Origin of the sequence: Citrobacter rodentium NBRC 105723 = DSM 16636, from assembly GCF_021278985.1 — a bacterium.
Lineage (GTDB): Bacteria > Pseudomonadota > Gammaproteobacteria > Enterobacterales > Enterobacteriaceae > Citrobacter_A > Citrobacter_A rodentium.
In genome coordinates, this window is record NZ_CP082834.1 from 1 (window position 1) to 22,942 (window position 22,942).

The following is a 22,942-nucleotide window of genomic DNA, read 5'->3' on the forward strand; positions in this document are numbered from 1 at the left end:
GTCACTAATCCAATTCAGATTCATAGAGAATCCATAACGAATCCGAGTTGAATCTAAAAAAGTTATCCACAGCCTGTGGATAAAAAAGTTATCCACACTAAATCTGTCCCTAGTTGACCATAAATCTGTCCCCTTTTAACCATAAATCTGTCCCCTGATAAAAACGCAAATAACCATAAATCTGTCCCCTTTTAACCATAAATCTGTCCCTAGTTAGCATTACAATTAATTGAAAAACAAAAGAAAAAACGGCCCTGAAAAAGGAAATATTATATGTAACATAGGAGTGATCTATCTTTTAGAAAAAAGAAATTAGAAAAAAAGAATAGAGCGCATTGTGAATTTTTTGAGTTGAAATCAGCAAAATCACAAGATGAGGTCAGACCAGAGCGTACGGATTCATATGCTGCATCGAAGACATTCCGCTTCCTCGCTCACTAACTCGCTACGCTCGGTCGTTCGACTGCGGCGAGCGGAGTCATTTCTCACATATCGCTGGTAATTCTGTTGTTGTTCCTTCGGTGATGAGTCGCTTGATAGCCTCTAAAACACGCTCAGACGCACGAAACGGGGTTTAAATGCCCTTCAGGCATGAGAGGCGCGAAAAACGCTTACAGAGGCTTTCTGTTCATCAGAATCTGATCCTGTGAAGACCGAGAAAGTTCTCATGTTTAGTCACAACCTGAATATTTCATTCCGAGGGCGGTTTAATATAACTAACTGATTTTATTGAATACTATGAAAGAGTTCTTTTAATTATGATCCTCATTTTGCTAACCGAGGATCTTCTCATATTTCAATAAAATACCTTTAATATCAACATGATATGTTCTTTTGCCAATTGATTTATGTGACCACATCATTTCAACGATACATAAATCAACAGATCCAGTAATGCCCCCTCCCCAAAATGACACAGAGAAGCCCTGAATCGCGCTCTGCCGCTTCGTTCGGTACAACCATGAGGGAAACCATGCAAAATAAAAAAAATCACTTAGAACGCGTTACAGAGCGTTTTAAGGCGATGTCGGAAAGAGCCATATCTCACCTGTTCTGATGTTTTTTAATAAGCACTTTTAAGAGTGCTTTTAAAGATGCTATTATGCCAATGAGACAAGCGGAGGGCTTATGAGCTATCAAATTCTGACAACCACAGCGGCCAGTATTACTGACCTGAAAAAAAATCCTATGGGAACCGTAGCTGAAGGTGAAGGGGACGCTGTTGCGATCCTGAACCGAAACGAACCGGCGTTCTATTGCGTTCCACCAAAACTTTACGCCTACTATCGGGAACTCGCTGAAGATGCTGAGTTAAACGCTGTTGCTGATGAGCGCATGAAAAACCCGGAAATTGTGAAGGTTAACCTGGATGACCTATGAACTGGCTTTTGACCGCAGAGCACTGAAGGAATGGCAGAAACTCGGCCACACCATCCGTGAACAATTCAAAAAGAAACTGGCAGAACGGCTGGAAAATCCACGCGTACCCGCAGCCCGGTTACATGGTCATGCTGATCGCTATAAAATCAAACTTCGTGCATCTGGCTACAGACTTGTATATCAAGTCATTGATGAGAAAGTCGTTTTACTTGTTATTGCCGTTGGAAGAAGGGAAAGCAGCGAAGTCTATCAGATCGCAGATATGCGCTGAATTTTTTAGAGAGTGTTGTGGAAATGGCATATGACGAAAATGTGAAGTCGCAGAAAAATCATTATCCGGCAGCCGTTGAGCACAACGCCGCCATGATTGAAGAACTACGTGCAGATCCTGATTATGCAAATGCTTATCTTGCTAATGCCCTGGAAGAAATAAACGAGCCTGGTGGTTTAGGTGGTTTTCTTGTTGCGCTACGTCAGGTAATCGAGGCGCGAGGGGGATTTCCGAAGCTGCCAGGAAATCTGGCCTTGCCCGTCAGAGTATTTACCGCGCATTATCCCCCAACGGTAACCCGACCATCACAACGCTTGCACAACTTACATCGGTAGCCGGATTACAGTTCACTCTCAGTAAATCCAGCCACTAATCTCTCCAGTTCCCCTAAGCGGGGAATTTCCATGCCATCAAAACCGCAGTTATCCCGCCCGACGTTCACCTGTATTTAATCGGCAAATCGTACAATTGCGTACTGGTAATAGTTTAATGGTGTGTATTAATACACATCCAAAGGCGATGCGATAGATGCGTGTGTTAATGCTAATGTATGCATACATTAGCATTAACATAGAGCAGATTCTGGCGCGTTGCGCCCGTAGCTCGCTGACGCTCACACGCGCAGTACAGCGCCCCGCCATGCTGCAATGCACCAGGGCGGGGTAAACTCGCTTGCGCTCGCGCTAACTGCGGCATTCTGCGGCGCAAATCAGCATAATCATAGCCTGCTGGTCAGTTGGGCTTTGCAGGGTGAAGGGATGTCCTGTGCGCCCTGGTACGTTCATCAGCGGCTGCGCCGCGCTTCGGGGCGATGTGGCTCCTGTGCTGCCCTGGTATTTTCGTTCGCCCCTTCCATCCGCTTACGCGGATTAAAAAACGTGATAACAATCACTTATCGAGTAAAAAAACGGGAGAACACTTGCAGGTGCGACTTGAAAGTCGTATTATTGTTTCATCGAAAGGGGAATGGCCCCTCTCACAATAGCCCAGCAGGGCAGGAGATTTAAAAAATGAATATCCAGGAAGCATTAAACGTTTTTGGATTATCCGGCGAATTAACTGAAAAAGATATCAAAGCAGCATACAGAAAAGCCGCTTTAAAATATCATCCAGATCGTAACCCGTTAGGGGCTGAACTGATGAAAGCGGTAAATGCAGCTTTTGATGTATTGATGGCAAATATTGATAAAATAAATCAGTTCCAGAGCACTGATGAACATGCACGATATAATTACGGTGATGACCTGGAAAAAGTATTAAATGTTCTTTCTGGTTTATCTGGTCTGGTATTTGAAGTGATAGGTAACTGGGTCTGGATTAGTGGAGAAACCCTTACACATAAGGAAACTTTGAAAGAAATCGGGTGTAAATGGGCGGCAAAGAAAAAACAATGGTTTTATCGTCCAGACGAACATAAAAGTTACTGGAATCGTGAAGAACACACGATAGAAGAAATCCGCGCAAAATACGGTACAACCGGACAGCGCAGGGCGACAGGGTGGCAACGCGTGGAAACCAGAGCGTAACCAGAACGGGGGCGAGAAGCCCCCGATATTATAGCCAGCCCGTCTTTTGGGGCATCGAACCCAAAAAGACGGGAACAGCAGCCACGTAGCAAAAAGGGAAACAGATGAACTCTTTTTTTGAACAATATCACCCTGTCTTTGAAGTTGTCTGCCGTATCCTGGGGAACGGCTGGCGCGTGAACAAACTTGATGATTGTTCGTCTCGTATAAAACTGACGTCACCGCAGTTTAAAAATTACTCTGTGCATATTCGGATGGAAAAAGGCCGGTTTTCTGTTGTGGGGAGTGTGGATAGTCGCTCCTGGCGTAGTCCGCATCATGTTTGCACGTTATCCAGAAAACGGAATCCCGTTGATATTGCAGCCGATATCGAGCGAAAAATTCTGGTAAATGCTTCGCAGGAGGTGTTACAGGCGATTGAGTATGAGAAACACCAGGTGGAAAAAAAGGACGAAATTCTGATCCTGAAAGGTATGTTATCGCAACTTGTCCAGCTTGAAAGCTGGTATGGGGCATTGATAGGCTTTAAAGCTGAAAACGGATTGAACGGTAAAGTCACCGAACAGGGCGACAGTTATGATTTACAGATTCGGGGCTTGAGTATAGATCAACTTGTTAAAATTACAGGGTATTTGAAACAGTTATGAGAAAAAATAAAGGTGATGTGACTTATTTTCTTGAAAAAGAAGGTGACAATTACAGGCTTACAAAAAGGATAAAAGCCAGAACAAATGTTAAAATCGGGAACAAAACTACGAAAATTACATTGTATGATGCCGTACTGAATGAGAATGAATTACAACATATTGATTTTACGTGTGCCGGATTAAGGGAAGACGATGAGACGCCAGTTAAGAATTTAATTAAGGAGTTTATGTTAAATGAAACCCGATAATACACCTGAAAATGTAAAAAAATTACGTTTAAAAGCAGGATTAACACAGAAAGAATGCAGTCATATTTATGGTGTTGGGCTAAGAACCTGGCAGAAAAAAGAGGAGGTTAATACTCAAAACAGTCAAAGTCTGTCACTGGTTGAGTTTGAGTTTCTTTTGTTACTTGCAGGAGAACATCCTGAATACGTGCTCTGCAAAAGGGAGTCAAAATAAAATGACCTGTGATGGTTTTATATTAGTACCTGGAGTTGCGCCCGTAGCTCGCTGACGCTCACACGCGCAGTACAGCGCCCCGCCATGCTGCAATGCACCAGGGCGGGGTAAACTCGCTTGCGCTCGCGCTAACTGCGGCATTCTGCGGCGCAAATCAGCATAATCATAGCCTGCTGGTCAGTTGGGCTTTGCAGGGTGAAGGGATGTCCTGTGCGCCCTGGTACGTTCATCAGCGGCTGCGCCGCGCTTCGGGGCGATGTGGCTCCTGTGCTGCCCTGGTATTTTCGTTCGCCCCTTCCATCCGCTTACGCGGATTAAAAAACGTGATAACAATCACTTATCGAGTAAAAAAACGGGAGAACACTTGCAGGTGCGACTTGAAAGTCGTATTATTGTTTCATCGAAAGGGGAATGGCCCCTCTCACAATAGCCCAGCAGGGCAGGAGATTTAAAATGAAATGCTCATCTGTTTTTACTTCAACCACTAATCATGTTTTCACATTCGAACGAGTAACGCTTTGCACTATTATCCTTATGCATAAGGATACGGGACAACAGTATGTTGTCATATTTACTGATAACAATAAAATTCGTGACTATAAAACCGGAATTGTTCCTCAGTTTGGCGAACTTAAGCAGAGTGATGTTGATTTAGTCCTTTTCTACAGGGACGAATATGAAAAATATTTTGATTCGCTAAAAGATGGCGATGAATGCTTGAGTTTTAAAGATTTTATTGAGTGCCTTCGTTAAGCATTATAAATGCAGGGGGGAACCCTGCATTTTCTGGAAATTTCAATATTGATTCTGAAATTGTCTATTAACATCAATGCAAGGGAAATTCATGAAAACGTTAAAACAAGCCGCAATGCAGTTTGCATCTGATCTGCGTAATAATCGCTGTTTTAAAGCTGCTTATAATGATGCTCTGTTAGAGCTTGATCGGGAAGATTTAAACGCCATTGTACAATGCACATTTCTTTTTGAGCCAAAACGAACATTAGCCGAACTTGATAAATTAATTAAAAAGATAGAAGTAGAAGAAGATTATGAGTTTTGTGTATCCCTTGATAAAGGGAATGGATTACACGAAGTCAGAACATTTAAAAGTGAGCGTGAGGCGTTGGATGCTTATCGCATTTTGACCCTTTACGGATACACAGTAACTATAGAAAAGAAGGAGGGTAATGACTGACTATTCAAGGTGTGATCAGGTTGTTCCACCAACCTGATCACGTTATCGACAATCAAAACTGAATGAGGTTTTTAAATGTCAACGCAGCAGATCGTACAGCTTGCTGATTCCCTTGTCAAAGGCTGGGAAACCAGAATCCCGGCAATGAAATTTAGTGAATGGGATCAATTCCGGTGGTGGTTAAACTACCTGCAAGGGTATGAAATGTTTTAAATAAAAAAAGGGGCTTTCTGCCCCCTTTGTATTTTTTGACAAAAATGCTATGTGTAACTATAATTAGTTGCATATCTATAGGGGATGGATTTATGGGGAAAACAGATAAGCTACTGGCAAAGTTTTTAAACAGTAAAAAAACGTTTGAATGGGATGAACTGGTCGTTTTGTTTTCCTCTTTGGGATATGTCAAAAAGGAAATGCAGGGGTCAAGAGTGCGGTTTTTCAATGCTGAAATCAATCACACCATATTAATGCATCGTCCACATCCGGAAAGTTATATCAAAGGTGGTACGCTGAAAGCAATTAAACAGAATCTGAAAGAGGCTGGATTATTATGAAACATTTAAAATATAAAGGATATTTAGGCACGGTTGAACCCGATTTTGAAAATAATGTCCTGTATGGAAAACTGGCGTTTATTCGGGACCTGGTAACTTATGAGGCTTCTACATTAGCTGAACTGGAACAGGAGTTTAAAACATCTGTTGATCTGTATTTACAGTCTTGTGTGGAGGATGGAAAGGAACCTGATACCCCGTTTAAAGGCGTGTTTAACGTCAGGCTTGATCCAGAACTGCATCGTCGGGTAGCAGAAATGGCGATGGAAGAAGACTTATCGTTGAATGCCTTTGTTAATAAGGCTCTGGAAAAAGAAGTCAGCAATCATCGCGCAGGGGCTTAATTGCCCTTGTTTTTTTATGCCCTGTAAGGGCATGGGAGGCGCTTTGCGCCGGAAGCCCCGCAGCGCAGCGAGGACTTAAAAAGCGTTACGGCTGAAGCCGTAACAATTCCCAGCCCTGTCAGGCCTGTTTTTTCTTTCACAAATCTATCAGCTATACATTTGCCAGATGGTCGAAGACGAAAGAACCTTTCAGCAACGAAATCTGGACATATGCAGCGACGATTTTATAGCCAGGCACAGTGCCACATATGGTACAATCAATGCAGGATAGACAATCATGGTCAAAATGTTAACATTTTATCCATGATTGTCCAAAAACGATGTTTTTGCCTGTGCCTGCCGCAGGCTCTGTTGGGGTGAGTTATGAAGATGATAGCGTTCAGACTTAGTGATGATGAGTTAAAACTTGCAGAGCATAACGCTATATCAAGTGGGTTTACCAGCATCAATACATTTGCCAGGCATAATGTACTTAATGTTGATGTTCAACCATCAAATATACCCGTCAGCAATGAATCATCAAAGGCTGTTAAAACCTGTTTATACCCTCATGAAATAGAACTTGTTAAACGTAATGCAGCCCTTCACGGCATGAGCATGAGCAGAGAAATTGCTATTCGTGTGCGTCAGTCTTTGTTAAAGAATGAAGTCTGTCTTTACCCTGATGAAGTTAAGGAACTTAAAAAATTATCAACTGCTGTAGATCGTGTTGGTCGCAACATTCATTTTATCATAAAAGGTGAAAGATTTTGCACGGTTAACGATCCTGATTTCAGAAAAGACGTTGTTGAAGTGATTGAACTATGTAAGCAAATTGATTCAAAACTTGAAACGTTAACCAAGAGTGTTGTTAACAGATTTGGGTGATTTATGGGTGTGTATGTAGAACAGGAATACCGTATTAAACGCGCTAAAGGGACTGGGCGTGATCCGAAATCTCCTAAGTTATCGGGAAGACATATACATGCCAGTAAATCGGCTTTTAATCATAAAGTCAGACATGGCACAGACAAGAAAGCATATACCTGGACGCCAACAAAAGAAGTCACTTTTAAAATCACAGGTTCAGGGAAAACTGCCGCAGGTATCAAAAACGGTATTGATTACATTACCCGTAATGGTGAACTTGAGGCTTACTGTTATGATGGAAAAGGTTCCGAGCAAACAGGGAAAGGAGAAGACTTTAACAGGGAGTTTACTTCAACTTTATCTAAAGGAAATGATTACTCCAGAACATATCGTGGAGAAAACATCGATCATGTGAAAAACATGGTCTTTTCACCACCACCAGAAGCTGGAGTAAGCAGGGAAGACGCTCTGAAAGCTACGATAGAATTTCTTAAAGAGACTTATCCAAACCATGCTTTCGTTGCCGTATACCATGATGATAAAGAAGATCATCCTCATGTACATGTTAATATTAAACTTCGTGATGAAGAAACAGGAAGGAGATTAAGACTTACTAAGTCTGAAACCAGGAAGTTCAGAAACGGTTTTCATAGAAAACTGAAAGGTATGGGATATGATGTTACCGCTACATGGAAAAAAGATCCCGAACGTAAACGGGAGATTGAGCGATTACAGGCTGAAAATCCGAAAAGACTCCGGAATGTTTACAAGGTTGTGGATTTTGGGGAGACTTCATATCAGAATAAGGCAGGGGAAAAAAGAACACCTTTCCTCACTTATGAAACTTTAAAAGGTGGAAAGCAGGTTACGATTTGGGGTAAAGACCTGAAAAATCATTTCGAGTCTGAAAAGCTCCAGCCAGGAACGCTTATCAAAGTTAAAAAACTGGCTCCTACGCTTGTACGTAGCCCGATGTTTAATGATGATGGAACTGTTGCAGGCTACAGGGAAACGCATCGCAATAACTGGCAGATTGAAAATATTGCCCTTGAGCGGAACAGAGAACGTCAGGTTCATGAGCGTGAAACCAGGCAGCCGGAAGAGAGCGACGTTAAAAAGCAGCTATCCAGAAAACATGAGCAAGGTCACAATATCGGGTTTGCTCTTGAACACGGGTTTACAAAGGATTCAGAAGAACATAAAAAACTAAGAATACAGCAAGAGAGGAACTGGAAAGGCCTGGGATTTTAATTTGATTTCGGCGCAGGTGAACAAAGCGGCTACTTTGCTCACCTGCTAATCACAACAACCTACATGGGAGGTTATCATGACTAAGCATGATGCTATACGCATTTCGCAACTTCATCAAATCTTTCCAGAGGTTCAGTTAACTGAACGACAGAAAGATATTGCAGTGATGTATGTAATTGGTTGCACAGTTGAGGAAATTGCGTCAGAAAAAGGGATCACGACCGATGGTGTTATGTATCATTTGAATCTGGTAAAAAGAGCCGTAGGTAGTGCAACTCTGGTAGGAGTGCGCACAACTGCGTTTCTTAGGATGATGGCAATCTTATTAACAAGGGAGTCATAACATTATGAGTTATATGAAAAAAACAAGAATTCTTTCGTTGGTTTTGTTCTCAATTGCATTGAGTGGTTGTGGTGAGGAAATCAAGACCGTTGATTGGTGGCGAAATCATCCGGAGGAAGCGATCTCGAAGGTTGAAGAGTGTAAGAAGTCAGGCGACGTATCGGATAATTGTAAAAACGCCAAGACTGCGTTGTACAAGAATCAGCAACAAGATGCGCCTGTGCCTCAAATTAATTAAAAGATACAACCCAAGCAGGTGTTGATACTAAATTATAGCCGACCAGATGGTCGGTTTTTTTGTGTCCTCACATAAATTGCGATGAGTGTCCACTAAAGTTTCTGTAGTTGTGTAGTCTCTTTATTTTGATAATCCTATTTGCATCTAGAACGAATCTAAAACATGTCCATAGTGGATTAGTTAAAAAATGGAATGTGAGATTCTTGTGTTGTCAATGGTATTTTTTGCCATTGCTATAGCCCATAGTGGATTGATTAAATGAAGGAGAAACCAGATAAGTCATCGGAAAAAGGGGTTTATGTCACGATAAAACTCGATCCCAGGTTGAATGCATTTATCGAAGAGAAAACGAAAACATCTTTGCTTAGTAAGAGGAAGCAAATTATTTACTTATTAATGCAGAGTATGCGTATTGATGGATATATGGAGCGTTAGCTATGGCGTCTTTATTCCCAGCCTTGTTGCTGTGTGCGGCGTCAGTTCATCCGGATACGATAAATGATATTGCACGGGTCGAGAGTGGCTTCAATCCTTATGCTGTGGCTGAAATTATTCCTGAAAGGGAACGCGGTAGCTATGGCAAAAGTTTTATCAGTCATATGCCCAAAAGTAAGGAGGAAGCTCTTACAGTTATCAGAGAAATAGAAAACAGAAAAAGACGTTATTCTGTCGGATTGATGCAGATTACCAGCAGTAATTTTTCTTTTTATTCCACGTCCGCAGAAAAACTCCTTGATCCGTGTGAAAACTTGTCTGTTTTCGAAAAGATTATCGTGGATTGTTATAAACGAGGGAGGAGCCTGGAGAATGCGCTTAGTTGTTACTATACAGGAAATTTTAGTAACGGTAAGCGAAAAGAAAAAGAATTTAATAATACAAGTTATGTTGAGCGAATTGGTTATACAGGGAACGAAAAAAAATATGTTGTACCAGGTACAAGAAGCAACGGGGGAGAACAGCGAAAAAATCGTTCACACAATGCGTCAGTTATCTGGCCCGAAACCATTCTGAAATCTGCTTTTGTTGATAACTCACATCCAACAAAAGTTATTAATTAACAGGACTTATAAAATGTCATTTAAGAAATCAGTATGTAATCGTATCAGTTCATCTGTCACTGCTGTTATGCAGCGTAAAAATAAGGTAGTTATGGCAGTCGCCGGGGCAACAGTCGCATCACCAGCCTTTGCGGATGGATTTTCAAAAGCGGAAACACTGCTGGAAAAGGTCAAAACAGGGCTTAGTGGCCTTTCACTGGTCACGGTGACTATTGCCTGTCTGTGGGTCGGCTACAAGGTTCTGTTTGGTGGAAGCACGATTCGTGAATGCTCACCTATCATCATCGGGGCAATTGTTATCGCCAGTGCGGCTGAAGTTGCATCAATGATGGTTAACTAATAAAGCGGGGACGATAGTATGTCTACACTTTATAAAGCGATGACACGCCCTGCTATGTATGTGGGTGTTCCTGTCGTCCCTCTTACTGTGGTTGCAGGGGCGTTATTTCTGGCGGGGGTTTATATCAGCAAGCTGATCTGGCTGGCTATTCCTGTCGCAGTTTTTATTCTCAGAATGATAACTAAGCAGGACGACCACATTTTTAATCTTTACTTTCTTAAGCTGAAAATGCTCGGAAACTCAGTGTGTAATCGTTTTTTTGGCGCACGAGCGTTCCTCTCCGGACAATATGAAGCTGTTGAAATTGATGAGTTTATTAATGCCATGAAACTGAATGAGCGAATTACTACTGGTAAATATATACCCTATTCAAGCCATGTTGATAAAAATATTGTCAAAACAAAGAACGGTGATTATGTAGCGACATGGCAACTGATGGGGATTAACTTTGAGTCAATCTCTGCGGAGATGTTAGAAACTATTGACTCACAGGTTGCCACTCTTGTTCGTTCATTTTCCGGACTGCCCGTTTCATTTTATAACCATTCATGCAGGGCGAGTTTTTATGATGCCTTTACCACAAAATCAGGTAATAAATATGCTGATATAATATCAGATTGTTATTATGGTTCGATGAAGAAAAATAAATTCAAGGGGAACACACTTTACTTTACGCTGATCTACAGACCAGACGGGCGTGTAGAAAAACTGGAAAAACGCAAAAAAAGTATTAAAGAAAAGAAAGATGATATTAACATTCATGTGAAGAGAATGAATGAAATGATTAATACATTCTCTGGCGCTCTTGATAAATTTACCTGTAAACTTCTTGGTATGTATGAGGAGAACGGAAAGGTATTTTCTTCTCAACTGTCATTCTATAATTATCTTCTGACAGGGAAGTTGCAAAAAATCAGAGTCACTGATTCTCCGGTGTATAACGTTCTTGGTGGAGTGGATGTATTTTTTAATCATGATACCGGACAGATATGCCGCATTGATGGAAATAAATTCTTTCGTTCTATTGAAATTAAAGATTTCTGTAGTGAGACTGCATCCGGTGTTTTTGATGTGCTCCAGTATTCTGATGCTGACTATATTATTACGCATTCATATACATCCATGAGCAAATCAGAAGCATTGAGTACCATTAAACGTGCAGAAAAACAGTTAAAGAGTACAGAAGATGATGCGGTTACTCAATTGCAGGAACTGGAAAAGGCAAAAAATGATATTGTGTCCGGTGATATATCCTTTGGTTACTACCATTTCACGCTAATGGTAATGGCGGACAGTATCAGGGAGCTTGACGAATCTGTAAGTAAAATTACGGCAGACTTTACTGACCTGGGCATTATTCCGGCATTGTCAACCATGTCATTGCCAGCGGCATATTTTGCCCAGCTTCCGGCGGTTTTTCATTTAAGGCCGCGTTTATCTCCGGTATCGAATGTAAATTTTGTCGAACTGGCATCATTCCATAATTTCTACCAGGGGAAACGCGATAAAAACTGCTGGACAGAAGCGGTTGCTATTCTCAAAACACCAAGCAAACAGGCGTATTATCTGAATTTACATAACTCAGTACTGTTTAAAGATGAAAGAGGTGAAAAGAATCTTGCTAATACTAAAGTTATAGGAACGGCGGGTTCAGGTAAGACAATGTTTCTGTCATATCTTGCCTGTTCATTACAGAAATACAATAACCCCGAAACTTTTGCTGACTCTGCAAAAAATAAGAAGTTAACGTGTGTCTTTCTTGATAAGGACAGAGGGGCTGAATTATGTATCCGAATGCTTGGTGGGGAATATTACACCGTAAAAAGCGGTGAGCCGACAGGATGGAATCCTTTTGCTCTGGAGGCAACAAAACGTAACCGTATTTTTGTCAAGCAACTGATGGAGATTCTGTGTACCAGAAATGGTGAAAGATTATCGACAAGAGAAAGATTGCTTATTAGCGAAAGTGTTGATGCTGTGATGGATTTTCCTCCTGGCGAAATGCGGGAATATGGCATTACCAGAATGCTTGAGCATCTTATGCAGAGAGATGATCGGGATGAGCAGGAGAACGGGATTATCCTTCGTTTGTCCCAATGGGCTAATGGTCAGGCTCATGGCTGGGTTTTTGATAATGCTAAAGACACATTCAATATTCAGCATGTCAATAATTTTGGCATTGATGGCACCGAGTTTCTTGATGATCCGATGGTATGTGCACCAATTACTTTCTATCTGCTGTATCGCATTACGCAGCTTCTGGACGGTCGGCGTCTTGTTATCTTCCTGGATGAGTTCTGGAAATGGCTACAGGATGAAGCATTCAGCGATTTTGTCTATAACAAGCTGAAAACAATTCGTAAGCTGAACGGGCTGGTTATTCCGGCAACTCAGTCTCCGGATGAAATACTGAAGAATAAGATTTCACGGGCTGTGGTTGAAGTATGCAGCACCAGTATTTATCTGGCTAACCCTGATGCCGATTACAATGACTATGTAGAAGGGCTTAAGCTGACACCAGAAGAATTTAATATTGTTAAAAATCTTGATCCAATGTCGAGACAATTCCTGATTAAAAAAAGCAGTCTTAAAAAGGGAGATGGTAAATCATTTTCAGCACTTGCGACACTCGATTTATCGGGACTTGGTGGATATCTGAAAATATTGTCTGCCAGTGCAGATAATCTGGAAATTTTTGAAAGTATTTATCATGAAGGAATGGAGCCTGATGACTGGGTTCCTGAATATCTCGAACGGGCAATCTGACAGGTGAATTTATGAAACGTGTAAAAACATTTATGCTGATATCATTATTGACGGCTTCATTTTATAGCAGCGCAGGTATTCCGGTTGCTGTAGATGCCAGTCCGGAATGGGCTGTTGAAGCCGCAAGATGGACAGAACGACTCAAACAATGGTCTGAAACTGCGCAACATTATCAGAGTCAGATTCAGGCATATAAAGACCAGTTAGCAACGGCAACAGGTATAAGGAATATTGCGGCATTCACAAATGAACTAAGTAATCTGCAATCAGAACTGACAAATATTTATAAGCAGGGGAACAGTTATATTTCTGATTTTACCAGTAATCCCGAAGGTGCATTAAGCAGTCAGGCAAAAAATGGCTTTGTTGAATAAATCAGATTTCGGGTAAGTCTCCCCCGTAGCGGGTTGTGTTTTCAGGCAATACGCACGCTTTCAGGCATACCTGCTTTCGTCATTTTGTTCAGCGCTCGTACCAGGGCCATAGCCTCCGCAACCTGACCATCGTAGTCACGCAGCGTCAGTGAACCCCCGAACAGCTGTTTTACCCGGTACATCGCCGTTTCCGCTATCGAGCGACGGTTGTAATCTGTTGTCCATTTCCACCGCGCATTACTCCCGGTCATTCGCTGATTAGCCACTGCACGGTTACGGTCTGCATATTCACCGGGCCAGTAACCCGCACCTTTTCGGGGAGGAATAAGCGCGCTGATTTTTTTGCGGCGCAGTTCATCGTGACAGAGCCGGGTATCGTAAGCCCCGTCTGCCGCGGCTGCCCTGATTTTTCTGTGAGTCTGCCGGATAAGGCCCGGGAAGGCTTCTGAGTCCGTGACGTTATTCAGCGACAGGTCTGCACAGACAACTTCATGTGTGTTGCTGTCAACAGCAAGATGCAACTTTCGCCAGATACGACGGCGCTCTTTGCCGTGCTTTCTGACTTTCCATTCGCCTTCACCAAAGACCTTCAGCCCGGTGGAATCAATCACCAGGTGTGCGATTTCACCCCGGGTGGACGTTTTGAAACTGACATTAACCGACTTTGCCCGCTTACTGACACTGGTGTAATCCGGGCAGCGCAACGGAACGTTCATCAGGGCAAAAATGGAATCAATAAAACCCTGCGCAGCCCGCAGGGTCAGCCGGAATACGCGTTTAATCACCAGAACGGTGGTGATGGCGAGATCAGAATAGCGCTGGGGCCTTCCTCGTGATGAAGGTGTTGCCGACTCATACCAGGCCTGAATCGCCTCATCATCCAGCCAGAAAGTGAGGGAGCCACGGTTGATGAGAGCTTTGTTGTAGGTGGACCAGTTGGTGATTCTGAACTTTTGCTTTGCCACGGAATGGTCTGTGTTGTCGGGAGGATGCGTGATCTGATCCTTCAACTCAGCAAAAGTTCGATTTATTCAACAAAGCCGCAAAAAATCTGTTCAGCAAGTATGGAGCCTTCGATATGTGCACTACAGGCTATGAACGCAATGATAATCTCTGTAAAGCACGGATTGTGTCAAAGGCTGCCAGTATTGAACAGGGAAATGAGATAAATAAGCAGTTATCAAGTGCAATGTCTCAGATTCAGAGTTTAAGTACTCGAATTGAGGCTTCAAAGGATATGAAAGAATCCCAGGATTTGGCTAACGCATTACAGGCACAGTCGTTAAAAATGCAGTATGATGTCTGGAATAGTAAAAATCAGGCTGACACGGAGATGTTGAAAGAACAACAAAGGGCTGAATATAAGCAACAACAGATGAACGCACCAATACCTACGATTCAATGAGGGAAAAGGTATGTCATTCTTTGTTAAATATAATACAACCGTTATGGAAGCAATTGATAAGGTTGGATCTACTTATCAAAGTCAATTCACACAAGATATAATGTCATTAGTGACAGCATCTGTCACGTTATATGTACTATGGAAAGGCTATCAAATACTCGCCAGTAAAACTCAGACTCCGATGCAGGATTTAGTTTGGGATTTATCAAAATTTGCGATCATAATCATGTTTATAACAAATGCAGATGGATATTTGACAGCGGCAACCAATGCATTGCAAGGCATGAAAGATGGGCTTTCTGGCGGAGTTAGCGCATGGCAAACCTTAGATAACTTATGGGAGAAAACACAAAATCTTGCGGAAAAGGTATATCAAAAAGACACTGATTTCATTCCTTTGGCTGGCGCATTAGGTATGACGCTTGTTTGGGCTGGCTCACTTATTTTAATGACAATTAGTGCTGTTGTTTTTTTAACTGCCGATATTACGATGAAATTCCTTATTATAACAGCGCCAATATTTATTTTCTGTCTGATGTTTGGTTTTATTAGAGTTATGTTTAATAACTGGTTGCAATCGCTATTTTCTAGCATCCTGACTGTGTTATTTGCCAGTTTAGTAATTCGGATAGCTATGGATTTTCAGGGGGATATATTGCAACAAGTATCTAATGCGACACCCAATAGTAATGTTATGACCGTAAGTGCAATGGGATTTTTAGCCGGATTGTTGGGAGCTTTATTGGTTCTTATAGCTAAAAGTTTTGCTGTCCAGTTAGCAGGTGCAGGTGTTGAAGGTGCTGTTCAGGGCGCAGCCATGATGGGGCTGGGTGCTGCTGGTATGGCTACTGGTAAGTCTCTGATGCTTGGCGGTCGCGCTGGTTTAGGTTTTGGCTTAGGGATGGCCGGAAGAACGGGCATGAATTCTTTATCTGGGAAAGCAGGGAATCTGATGGGGCGTGGTGCGCGAACAGCCGCTGAATGGGCGGGTGAAAAGGGATATCAGGCGCTGGCTCCGACAGGTGCTTTGGGGATGAAGGCGAGAAGACTTGCATCCCTGGAAAAAGCACGAGCGAGGAATGCCGCATGAATATAATGAAACGTTTTTTTTATGTGATGTCCCTGAACTGGATACTGACGTTTGTTGATAAACATATCACCTCCGGATGGAGCAGGAAGAGAAAGCTAATAACCCAGCTTATTATTTTAATCACGGGAATTACCTTATTTAAGGTCTTAGGTGGAATCAGTCAGAGCTGGTTGTGACATGCTTCATTATTTTGTCATGATACTTTATTTTGTCCTAATCCTTCTTTTAGGAGTGTTTACCTGCTTCGCAGGAATAAGACTTGGTTTAGGGCTTGCGGGGAAATGGAGAAAGGGTATGGATCTTCGCTTTTTGCTTCTTATTGGTGGGATTCTTTTTCTTCATCTTGGCCTTTATCTCTTAAAGGTGTTCGTGAACGCTTAATAAGGTGAATTTATGCGATGTGTGATTCTTTTGTTTTTCCTGTTTCAGATTTCCGGATGTACCACAAGGAATACCCTTCCTTCTGATGTTTCCGGCGAACTGGAACCCATTAACCACAGCCAGGTAATCAGTTATGAGTGAAAAAATCGAAAAGAAGATTGAGACAGCTAAATCCTTCGAAAGACAACTCTATGCAGAAAATGAACGGTCTAAGAAAAATGCATGGCGTGTTGCAGTGGCAGCATCATTACTGTCCTTATGTCTTGGGGCTGCAATTTGTGTTCTTGTGCCATTAAAAGAAAAAGAGCTTGCTATTGTGGCTGTTGGCGAAAAAACAGGCCGTACAGAACTGATTACTCAGGTTAAACAGGAAAAGATCCTGCAATCTGAAGCGCTTGGGCGGTATTTTGTAAACACGTATATTACTTTACGTGAAGGTTATAATTATCCGTCTCTTCAGTATGATTATGAGACTGTACAGCTATATAGCTCGAATACAGTAAAGGACGATTATCTTCGTCTGTATAACAGCGATATGGCTCCTGATAAAATTTATCATAATAACGGTTCTTACGTTGCGGTTGAGGTCATCTCCAATATTATTTCTGACGCAACCGCGCCAGATAAACTGGCCTCTGTGCGTTTTAAAAAAACGACGAGAAACTTCACGACCGGACAGGTTTCAGTTTCATACTGGACGGCTCGTGTGACATATCGTTTTGAACCAGAAAAGTCGGTTAAAAGTTCCAGTCGTGAGCTTAATCCTCTCGGTTTTACGGTAACCAGTTACCAGACAGATCGGGAAGTCAGGGGGGAATGATGAAGAAATTATTTATTGCTACATGTTTATTGCTTCCTGGGCTTGTGTATTCAGCAGCGACTCCGTTACCTTCTGGATTTGATGCAAGGATGCAGACTGTGAGTTATAACGGTGCGAATACGACCGTTATCCGGTCAAAGACAGGATTTCTCACATCAGTTGTTTTTGATGAAGGTGAGGCTGTTATCAGTGCAAAGGCTGGTTTTCCTGCCGGATGGGAAATCACAACCGATGATAATGTTGTTTACATCAATCCGCGTCCCGTTGTTCAGGAACAGGAAGGCGATGAAGGCGAAAAACTGAAAAAGGTTTTCCAGCCAACAGAAAAGGAATGGGACACGAATCTTTTTGTCAGAACAACAAAGCGGATTTACAGTCTTGATCTAATCCTTCTGTCAGAAGAAAAACAAGCGCAACCTGCTTATGTTGTACAATTCCGCTATCCATCAGAAATAGCGAAAAAGAATGCAGAAGAAGTAAGGCTGGCAAAAGAAAAACAGGAAAAACTCAGACAGAAGAAACTGATTTCTGAAAGTTTTGAAAAAGCCGATGCGCCTAAAAACTGGGATTATTTCATGCGAGTCAATGAAAAATATGACAGTCGTCGTATCGCCCCTGATTTTGCTTATGATAATGGCATATTTACCTTTTTAGGTTTTAACTCAGGGAAAGTATTCCCAGCTCCATTTGCTGTAAGAGATGGTCAGGAACAGACACTTGCTTTTAATGTGGAAACAAAAGGCAAGTATAAAATCATGGTTATCCACAACGTTAATGACAAATTTGTTTTACGCTATGGAAACAGCGTTGTTGGTGTTGTGAATAAATCTTTCGGAAAAGTATTAACCGACCAGAGGAATACATCTTCTCCTGCGGTAGAACGTGTTGAGGTGAATAATGACTGATATGAAAAAAACAGATGATTTAGTTGATGATGCGAATCAGTCAAAGCTGGAAAGTAAACCCGTTCATGATATCGGTGATATCAGGAACAAAAATAATCGTATGCGTTCTGGCTTTCTGTTTGGTCTGATGGCTGTATTAGTTATTGGTATTTTTGCGCTGAAAACATATAAAAATTATTTTGCAGATGACCAGCAGAAAGCATCAGAATTAACAGGCGATACCAGCATTTCTCAGGTCAGTAAAATCCGTACTGGTCTTGGTCAGAATTTTGACCCTGTTGAGAACAAAGCAATTATCAATCCAGGCGCTACTGGTTCTGGTAATACTGTTTCTGACGGTCATAAAGAAGTGCCACAGGAGGGGTTCAGGAAATATTTGTCAATACCTGTTGCTGGTCAGGGAGGGAGTCAGACTGGCGCGAGTGGCAGCAGCAGGACATCGCAGACATCAGAGCCACAGGAAGAAAGGAAAGAATCAAAAGAAAATGTGCCTGGTAAATCAGGAATGAAAGTGACTGCGATTAATCTCGATCCTGATCTCTATATTGAGGAAAACAGGCTTATACCGTGTGCTTTAACCACACGCTTTGTTTCTGATGTTGCAGGTCGTATCAGTTGTGTTTTTACAGAAGATGTATGGAGTGCTAATCACCACACAAAATTACTGGAACAGGGAACTAAGGCTTTTGGTCGTTACCAGACCGGAACGCTGAATCATGGACAGGGCAGAATGTTCGTTATGTGGGAGCAGTTGCGGACGCCTGATAATAAACGAATCGATATGGTAAATACAGCAGCGGCTGGTCCCCTGGGGGAAGCAGGCATTGATGGATGGATCGATTCTCACTTCTGGGAGCGTTTTGGTGGTTCTCTTATGCTCAGTATGGTTCAGGATGTAGCGGCGGCGGCGGCGGATAATGCACCTGGTAAAGATCGTAATGTGGATTATACCGAAAACTCACGACAGGCAATGGCTGAAATGGCTAAAGTCGCACTTGAGAATTCGATAAATATTCCTCCAACAATGTATAAAAACCAAGGTGACATAATCACTATTATGGTCGGGGAAGACATTGATTTTTCTGATATCTATGAGTTAAAGGTAAAATAGTATGAGTGGCGTTATTCCTGTCAGCATTAGCAATAAATCGCTCGATTTTTATAAAAATCAAGTATTCCAGTCTTTTCTTGATATTGAAGGGCTAACAGAAATTGCTGTCAACCGTCCTGGTGAAATCTGGACGGAAATTAATGGTGACTGGACATTCCATAATAATGACGGTGTGACCTTTGATTTTTGTAAACGGTTTTCTCAGACGCTGGCATCATTTCGGGGAGATGAAATCGGCGATACCAAGCCATTACTTTCAGCAACACTGGAATCAGGAGAACGTGTACAGGTCGTTTTTCCTCCTGCATGTGAGAGAAATACTATTTCAATCACTATACGTAAACCATCGACACGGCAGATAACGCATAAAGAATATGTGGCGAACGGTTTTTATGATTATGTCCAGTCAGGAAAAAAACACAGGACATACGATGATGAGCTTCTTGATTTATTCAGAGCGAGAAATATCGCTGCTTTTATGGAGCTTGCCGTAGCAGCAGGGAAAACCATTGTATTTGCCGGAGCAACGGGTTCCGGTAAAACAACCTATATGAAGAGTCTTATCGATTTCATACCATTGAATACGCGGCTGATTACGATTGAAGATGCGGAGGAAATCAAATTTTTTATTCATAAAAATTATGTGCATCTTTTTTACCCTTCGGAATCCGGCAGTGATTCCGGCTCTATCATAACAGCAGCGAAATTAATCAAATCCTGTTTGAGAATGAAACCTGACAGAATTTTACTGGCGGAAATTAAAGGTGGCGATGCCTGGGATTTTGTGAAAGTTGCTGGTTCTGGTCACAGTGGAAGCATGACGTCCATTCACGCGGCCTCGGCAAAAGATGCCATCATTCAGATGGTGACAAAATGTTATCAGAACAGAGAATGTCAAAATCTTCCTTTTGATGTTCTTCGTAAAATCATTATGGACAGTATTGATATTGTTGTTCATGTAGGCAGGGATGGTGTTGTCAGGCATATGAGCGACATCTATTACAAAGGGGCTGAATGTGAAAACTTTTAATAAGTCGCAATCTGTTTTTATATTTGCTGTTATGCTTGTTGCGGCATGGTTTGCAGGTTCATTTATTTTCTTTGTGCTTTACTTCAGCCAGATAAAGAATCTGAAACCATTGAAGGCTGTGTTCAGATCCATTGATGCGTACAGGATGGATATTTTTACAGACAGCCTTACTTTATCTGTTGTGACTACGGATATCAGAGTTTTAGCCTTTGTTGCACTTGGAGCAGGATTTGTCGTGTCTCTTATTATCCCTGTTGCGGCGTTAATAAAACTGAACGAGAAGAAAGATAATATTTTTGGTGATGCGCGATTTGCGACAACTAATGATATTCGTGAGTCTAACAGTTTCACGCTTGACGGTGACGAAAAAGACGGGATTATCGTTGGTATAAAAGACAAGAAAATCATACGCTATGTGGGAGCAGCATTCAGTGCGATGGGAGCCGGAACAAGGGCTGGTAAAGGTGCAGGTATAGTCATCACTAATCTTATGAAGTACTGGTGGAGTGTTATTATTCTCGATCCAAAAAGGGAGTGTTTTAATATCACCAGTCTTATCAGGAAGGTGATTTTAGGTCATGAGGTTTATAAATTTGATCCCTTTAGTCCGGTAACGCACCGCTTTAACCCTTTGTATTATGTCAGCATGGGAACGAGTGAAGGTTTTAATCAGCTTGAAAATCTTGCGTTGATTATTTACCCCTATAAGACAGATGGTGCGGATGCTGGTAGCTATCTTAATAAGACGGCGGGGGGTGTTTTTAAATCTTATGCTGTCGCTTTATGGTTTATGATTAAGAATGATAAGGCTGGACTAAAAACGCTTGATATTGAGCCTGTCTTCTCAATGTCTAAAATTAATCAGCTTTTTGAGCGTGCAGAACCCGAACATCTTCTTTCATTCATGAATGATATTCGTTCAGAATTAAGGGGGAAAGACAAAACGCTTGCTGATATTGGTGTCGCTGGCCTTAAGGCATTCATTGAGATGGAGGATAAAACAAAAGCACAACTCAAAAGCAACTTTCTTAATGGATTATCACCGTTTGCTAACCCCAATGTGGCAAATGCTACTGATGGAAATGATTTTGATTTGCGGCAGGTGCGGAAAAAGCGGATGACAATTTATTTCTGTATTTCTGGTGATAATGCCAGGTTGGCTGAAAAAATAACAAATATTTTCTTTCAGCTTGCTATACAGGTGAATCTTGAAAAGATGCCAACGGATGATCCGGAAATAAAACATGACTGCCTTTTTCTACTGGATGAATTCCCGTCAATTGGTGCTGTAGATTACATCAAGAGTAAATCTGGACTCATTGCTGGTTACAAGCTGAAATTGTTGATTGTTTACCAGGTCGGCTCTCAGCTTGAGGAAATCTACAGTTATGCAGGCAGTAAAACATTACTGGCAAGTGCACCCTGTAAAATCGTTTATTCCGCTTCTGATGTTAAAGATGCGCGGGAGTTATCAGAAGCGATGGGAACACGAACAGTAACTATCGGTTCGAAAAGCAAAAGTCGTAGTCGTGGAGGAACATCGAGATCTGAATCAGAAAGCCTTATTGAGCGTCCACTGGTAACAACAAATGAACTACTTACACTGAAATTTAGTGAAGAAATCCTGGCAATGAAGGGAGAAAACCCGATTCGTTGTGAAAAGGCATTCTACTATCTCCATGAGTATTTCTTTGGTGATTTTGTGAAGGTTGCTCCGGAACTTGCAAACATTTTCCCCAGGAAGAAAGGAAAGCTGGTTATGCCTCCACAGAAAGTATTTGAAAATGAAATCGTCGCAAAAGGGTATCTGGCAGTAAAAGAAGTTCCTGATCTCGATAAAGCGGCATAAAGGAGAACATGATGAAGAAGTTAGTGTTTTTATTGATTTCTATCCTTGCTGGTTGTTCATCACCGCCAGAGCCAACACCCGTGCAGTTTGAAAAGGCAAATGAAGTGATCAATCCCTCATTGCCATATGTCCCCGATTTTCACGGTGTCATAAAGTCAGACGTTAGCGGTAAAGGATGGGTTTATGAGATCACTTCCTTATCCGGAGTACAGGCCAGAACGCCGACGTTTTATTACGCTCTGGCTCATGCGGACAGGATTGTAGTGACAACACATGATGCTGGGCTGTGGTTTCGAATCAGAGATCTGTTGAAGATGGAAGGGGCAACAGCAGTCGTGGAGTGGCGAAACGAGAAAAGTTTTTTACCTGAACAGGGAAAAATAGTTTTCATTAAAGCACAAAACGAGGTGAAAAATGACTGGAAAAAATAGAGTGGTTTTACCTGCCTTGCTGGCGTTAGGATTAATATCAACAAATGCTAATGCATCTGATCCTTGCGCTTCGGTACTTTGCTTATATGGAAAAGCAGTCGGGCAAGGTGGAGGGAGTGAGTGCAGAAGTGCTGAAAAGGATTTTTTTAATATTCTGAAAAAGAAAAAAGGAAGCATTCGCTGGAGTAAAACATTTGATGCCCGTAAAGCATTTCTGAATCAGTGTTCAACGGCTGATCCTGCTGCTATATCGAAAATCATGAGTAAGTTTGGTCGTGTCAGAGGTTAATTAAAACCTGATACCCGCGCCAACGGGTATCAG

Annotated in this window: 26 protein-coding genes and 3 pseudogenes; 28 read left to right on the forward strand and 1 reads right to left on the reverse strand. The window is 41.9% G+C overall.

Annotated elements, in window-relative coordinates; translation table 11 throughout:
- The first annotated feature begins 1,128 nt into the window (after positions 1-1,128).
- From K7R23_RS25520 to K7R23_RS25610, 19 genes and pseudogenes are all read left to right on the forward strand, one after another.
- Entirely contained in the window at positions 1,129-1,380 is a 252-nt protein-coding gene (locus tag K7R23_RS25520; RefSeq protein ID WP_000121743.1) for a type II toxin-antitoxin system Phd/YefM family antitoxin, read from the forward strand.
- Positions 1,370-1,651 (forward strand): type II toxin-antitoxin system RelE family toxin, encoded by a 282-nt coding sequence (locus K7R23_RS25525; RefSeq protein ID WP_000220561.1) that lies wholly within the window; start codon positions 1,370-1,372, stop codon positions 1,649-1,651. The genes K7R23_RS25520 and K7R23_RS25525 overlap by 11 nt, the downstream gene beginning before the upstream one ends.
- A 23-nt stretch (positions 1,652-1,674) precedes the next feature.
- Positions 1,675-2,024, forward strand: a pseudogene (locus K7R23_RS25530) (helix-turn-helix domain-containing transcriptional regulator).
- Positions 2,025-2,661: 637 nt separating this feature from the next.
- Positions 2,662-3,177, forward strand: coding sequence for a J domain-containing protein (locus K7R23_RS25535; RefSeq protein ID WP_001025397.1), 516 nt, complete (start codon positions 2,662-2,664; stop codon positions 3,175-3,177).
- Between the two features lie 104 nt (positions 3,178-3,281).
- Entirely contained in the window at positions 3,282-3,824 is a 543-nt protein-coding gene (locus K7R23_RS25540) for a hypothetical protein (protein WP_012908950.1), read from the forward strand.
- On the forward strand, positions 3,821-4,072 hold the full coding sequence (locus K7R23_RS25545) for a hypothetical protein (protein ID WP_001230707.1): 252 nt from the start codon (positions 3,821-3,823) through the stop codon (positions 4,070-4,072). The genes K7R23_RS25540 and K7R23_RS25545 overlap by 4 nt, the downstream gene beginning before the upstream one ends.
- Complete coding sequence (locus tag K7R23_RS25550; RefSeq protein WP_000801440.1) at positions 4,059-4,286, forward strand: helix-turn-helix domain-containing protein; 228 nt, start codon at positions 4,059-4,061, stop codon at positions 4,284-4,286. The genes K7R23_RS25545 and K7R23_RS25550 overlap by 14 nt, the downstream gene beginning before the upstream one ends.
- A 453-nt stretch (positions 4,287-4,739) precedes the next feature.
- Positions 4,740-5,039: a hypothetical protein gene (locus K7R23_RS25555; RefSeq protein WP_000650311.1), complete on the forward strand. Its 300-nt coding sequence runs from the start codon at positions 4,740-4,742 to the stop codon at positions 5,037-5,039.
- A gap of 91 nt (positions 5,040-5,130) precedes the next feature.
- Entirely contained in the window at positions 5,131-5,481 is a 351-nt protein-coding gene (locus tag K7R23_RS25560) for a hypothetical protein (protein ID WP_000854261.1), read from the forward strand.
- A gap of 305 nt (positions 5,482-5,786) precedes the next feature.
- Positions 5,787-6,035 (forward strand): type II toxin-antitoxin system HicA family toxin, encoded by a 249-nt coding sequence (locus K7R23_RS25565; RefSeq protein WP_000520549.1) that lies wholly within the window; start codon positions 5,787-5,789, stop codon positions 6,033-6,035.
- Positions 6,032-6,379: a type II toxin-antitoxin system HicB family antitoxin gene (locus K7R23_RS25570; RefSeq protein WP_000681613.1), complete on the forward strand. Its 348-nt coding sequence runs from the start codon at positions 6,032-6,034 to the stop codon at positions 6,377-6,379. The genes K7R23_RS25565 and K7R23_RS25570 overlap by 4 nt, the downstream gene beginning before the upstream one ends.
- A 363-nt stretch (positions 6,380-6,742) precedes the next feature.
- Positions 6,743-7,246 carry a DNA distortion polypeptide 1 gene (gene ddp1, locus K7R23_RS25575; protein WP_000781818.1) on the forward strand — a complete coding sequence of 168 codons (504 nt, stop codon included), beginning with the start codon at positions 6,743-6,745 and terminating at the stop codon, positions 7,244-7,246.
- 3 nt (positions 7,247-7,249) lie between these two features.
- Complete coding sequence (gene taxC / locus K7R23_RS25580) at positions 7,250-8,479, forward strand: DNA relaxase/nickase TaxC (RefSeq protein ID WP_000539545.1); 1,230 nt, start codon at positions 7,250-7,252, stop codon at positions 8,477-8,479.
- Between the two features lie 76 nt (positions 8,480-8,555).
- Positions 8,556-8,822 (forward strand): helix-turn-helix domain-containing protein, encoded by a 267-nt coding sequence (locus K7R23_RS25585; RefSeq protein WP_000160396.1) that lies wholly within the window; start codon positions 8,556-8,558, stop codon positions 8,820-8,822.
- Positions 8,823-8,826: 4 nt separating this feature from the next.
- Positions 8,827-9,060: an EexN family lipoprotein gene (locus K7R23_RS25590; RefSeq protein WP_000121162.1), complete on the forward strand. Its 234-nt coding sequence runs from the start codon at positions 8,827-8,829 to the stop codon at positions 9,058-9,060.
- Between the two features lie 437 nt (positions 9,061-9,497).
- Positions 9,498-10,118, forward strand: a complete 621-nt coding sequence (locus tag K7R23_RS25595) for a lytic transglycosylase domain-containing protein (protein ID WP_012908959.1) — start codon at positions 9,498-9,500, stop codon at positions 10,116-10,118.
- 67 nt (positions 10,119-10,185) lie between these two features.
- Complete coding sequence (locus K7R23_RS25600; RefSeq protein WP_001328551.1) at positions 10,186-10,458, forward strand: TrbC/VirB2 family protein; 273 nt, start codon at positions 10,186-10,188, stop codon at positions 10,456-10,458.
- A gap of 18 nt (positions 10,459-10,476) precedes the next feature.
- Positions 10,477-13,224 (forward strand): VirB4 family type IV secretion/conjugal transfer ATPase, encoded by a 2,748-nt coding sequence (locus tag K7R23_RS25605; protein ID WP_000105979.1) that lies wholly within the window; start codon positions 10,477-10,479, stop codon positions 13,222-13,224.
- Positions 13,225-13,235: 11 nt separating this feature from the next.
- Positions 13,236-13,589, forward strand: a pseudogene (locus K7R23_RS25610) (type IV secretion system protein); the annotation flags it as partial.
- A 50-nt stretch (positions 13,590-13,639) separates the two neighbouring features.
- On the opposite strand, the gene K7R23_RS25615 reads toward K7R23_RS25610, so the two are convergent.
- Positions 13,640-14,608 (reverse strand): IS5 family transposase, encoded by a 969-nt coding sequence (locus K7R23_RS25615; protein WP_012904651.1) that lies wholly within the window; start codon positions 14,606-14,608, stop codon positions 13,640-13,642.
- 23 nt (positions 14,609-14,631) lie between these two features.
- Between K7R23_RS25615 and K7R23_RS25620 the strand changes: the two are divergent.
- From K7R23_RS25620 to K7R23_RS25660, 9 genes and pseudogenes are all read left to right on the forward strand, one after another.
- Positions 14,632-15,003: pseudogene (locus tag K7R23_RS25620) on the forward strand (type IV secretion system protein); the annotation flags it as partial.
- A 10-nt stretch (positions 15,004-15,013) separates the two neighbouring features.
- The gene (locus K7R23_RS25625; RefSeq protein WP_000007791.1) at positions 15,014-16,093 is read left to right on the forward strand and encodes a TrbL/VirB6 family protein; all 1,080 of its coding nucleotides are present in this window, start codon (positions 15,014-15,016) and stop codon (positions 16,091-16,093) included.
- A 514-nt stretch (positions 16,094-16,607) separates the two neighbouring features.
- The gene (locus tag K7R23_RS25630; protein WP_001290765.1) at positions 16,608-17,294 is read left to right on the forward strand and encodes a VirB8 family type IV secretion system protein; all 687 of its coding nucleotides are present in this window, start codon (positions 16,608-16,610) and stop codon (positions 17,292-17,294) included.
- The gene (virB9, locus tag K7R23_RS25635; RefSeq protein ID WP_001299943.1) at positions 17,291-18,199 is read left to right on the forward strand and encodes a P-type conjugative transfer protein VirB9; all 909 of its coding nucleotides are present in this window, start codon (positions 17,291-17,293) and stop codon (positions 18,197-18,199) included. The genes K7R23_RS25630 and virB9 overlap by 4 nt, the downstream gene beginning before the upstream one ends.
- Positions 18,192-19,310 carry a VirB10/TraB/TrbI family type IV secretion system protein gene (gene virB10, locus K7R23_RS25640; protein ID WP_000131267.1) on the forward strand — a complete coding sequence of 373 codons (1,119 nt, stop codon included), beginning with the start codon at positions 18,192-18,194 and terminating at the stop codon, positions 19,308-19,310. The genes virB9 and virB10 overlap by 8 nt, the downstream gene beginning before the upstream one ends.
- Before the next feature lies 1 nt (position 19,311).
- A complete protein-coding gene (gene virB11 / locus K7R23_RS25645; RefSeq protein ID WP_000017224.1) occupies positions 19,312-20,340 on the forward strand; it encodes a P-type DNA transfer ATPase VirB11 in 1,029 nt (342 codons plus the stop codon).
- The gene (taxB, locus tag K7R23_RS25650) at positions 20,327-22,189 is read left to right on the forward strand and encodes a relaxosome-coupling protein TaxB (RefSeq protein WP_000847103.1); all 1,863 of its coding nucleotides are present in this window, start codon (positions 20,327-20,329) and stop codon (positions 22,187-22,189) included. Before virB11 ends, taxB begins: the two co-directional genes overlap by 14 nt.
- Before the next feature lie 8 nt (positions 22,190-22,197).
- Positions 22,198-22,620 carry a cag pathogenicity island Cag12 family protein gene (locus tag K7R23_RS25655; protein WP_001328552.1) on the forward strand — a complete coding sequence of 141 codons (423 nt, stop codon included), beginning with the start codon at positions 22,198-22,200 and terminating at the stop codon, positions 22,618-22,620.
- On the forward strand, positions 22,604-22,909 hold the full coding sequence (locus K7R23_RS25660; protein ID WP_001350475.1) for a TrbM/KikA/MpfK family conjugal transfer protein: 306 nt from the start codon (positions 22,604-22,606) through the stop codon (positions 22,907-22,909). Before K7R23_RS25655 ends, K7R23_RS25660 begins: the two co-directional genes overlap by 17 nt.
- Positions 22,910-22,942: the final 33 nt, after the last annotated feature.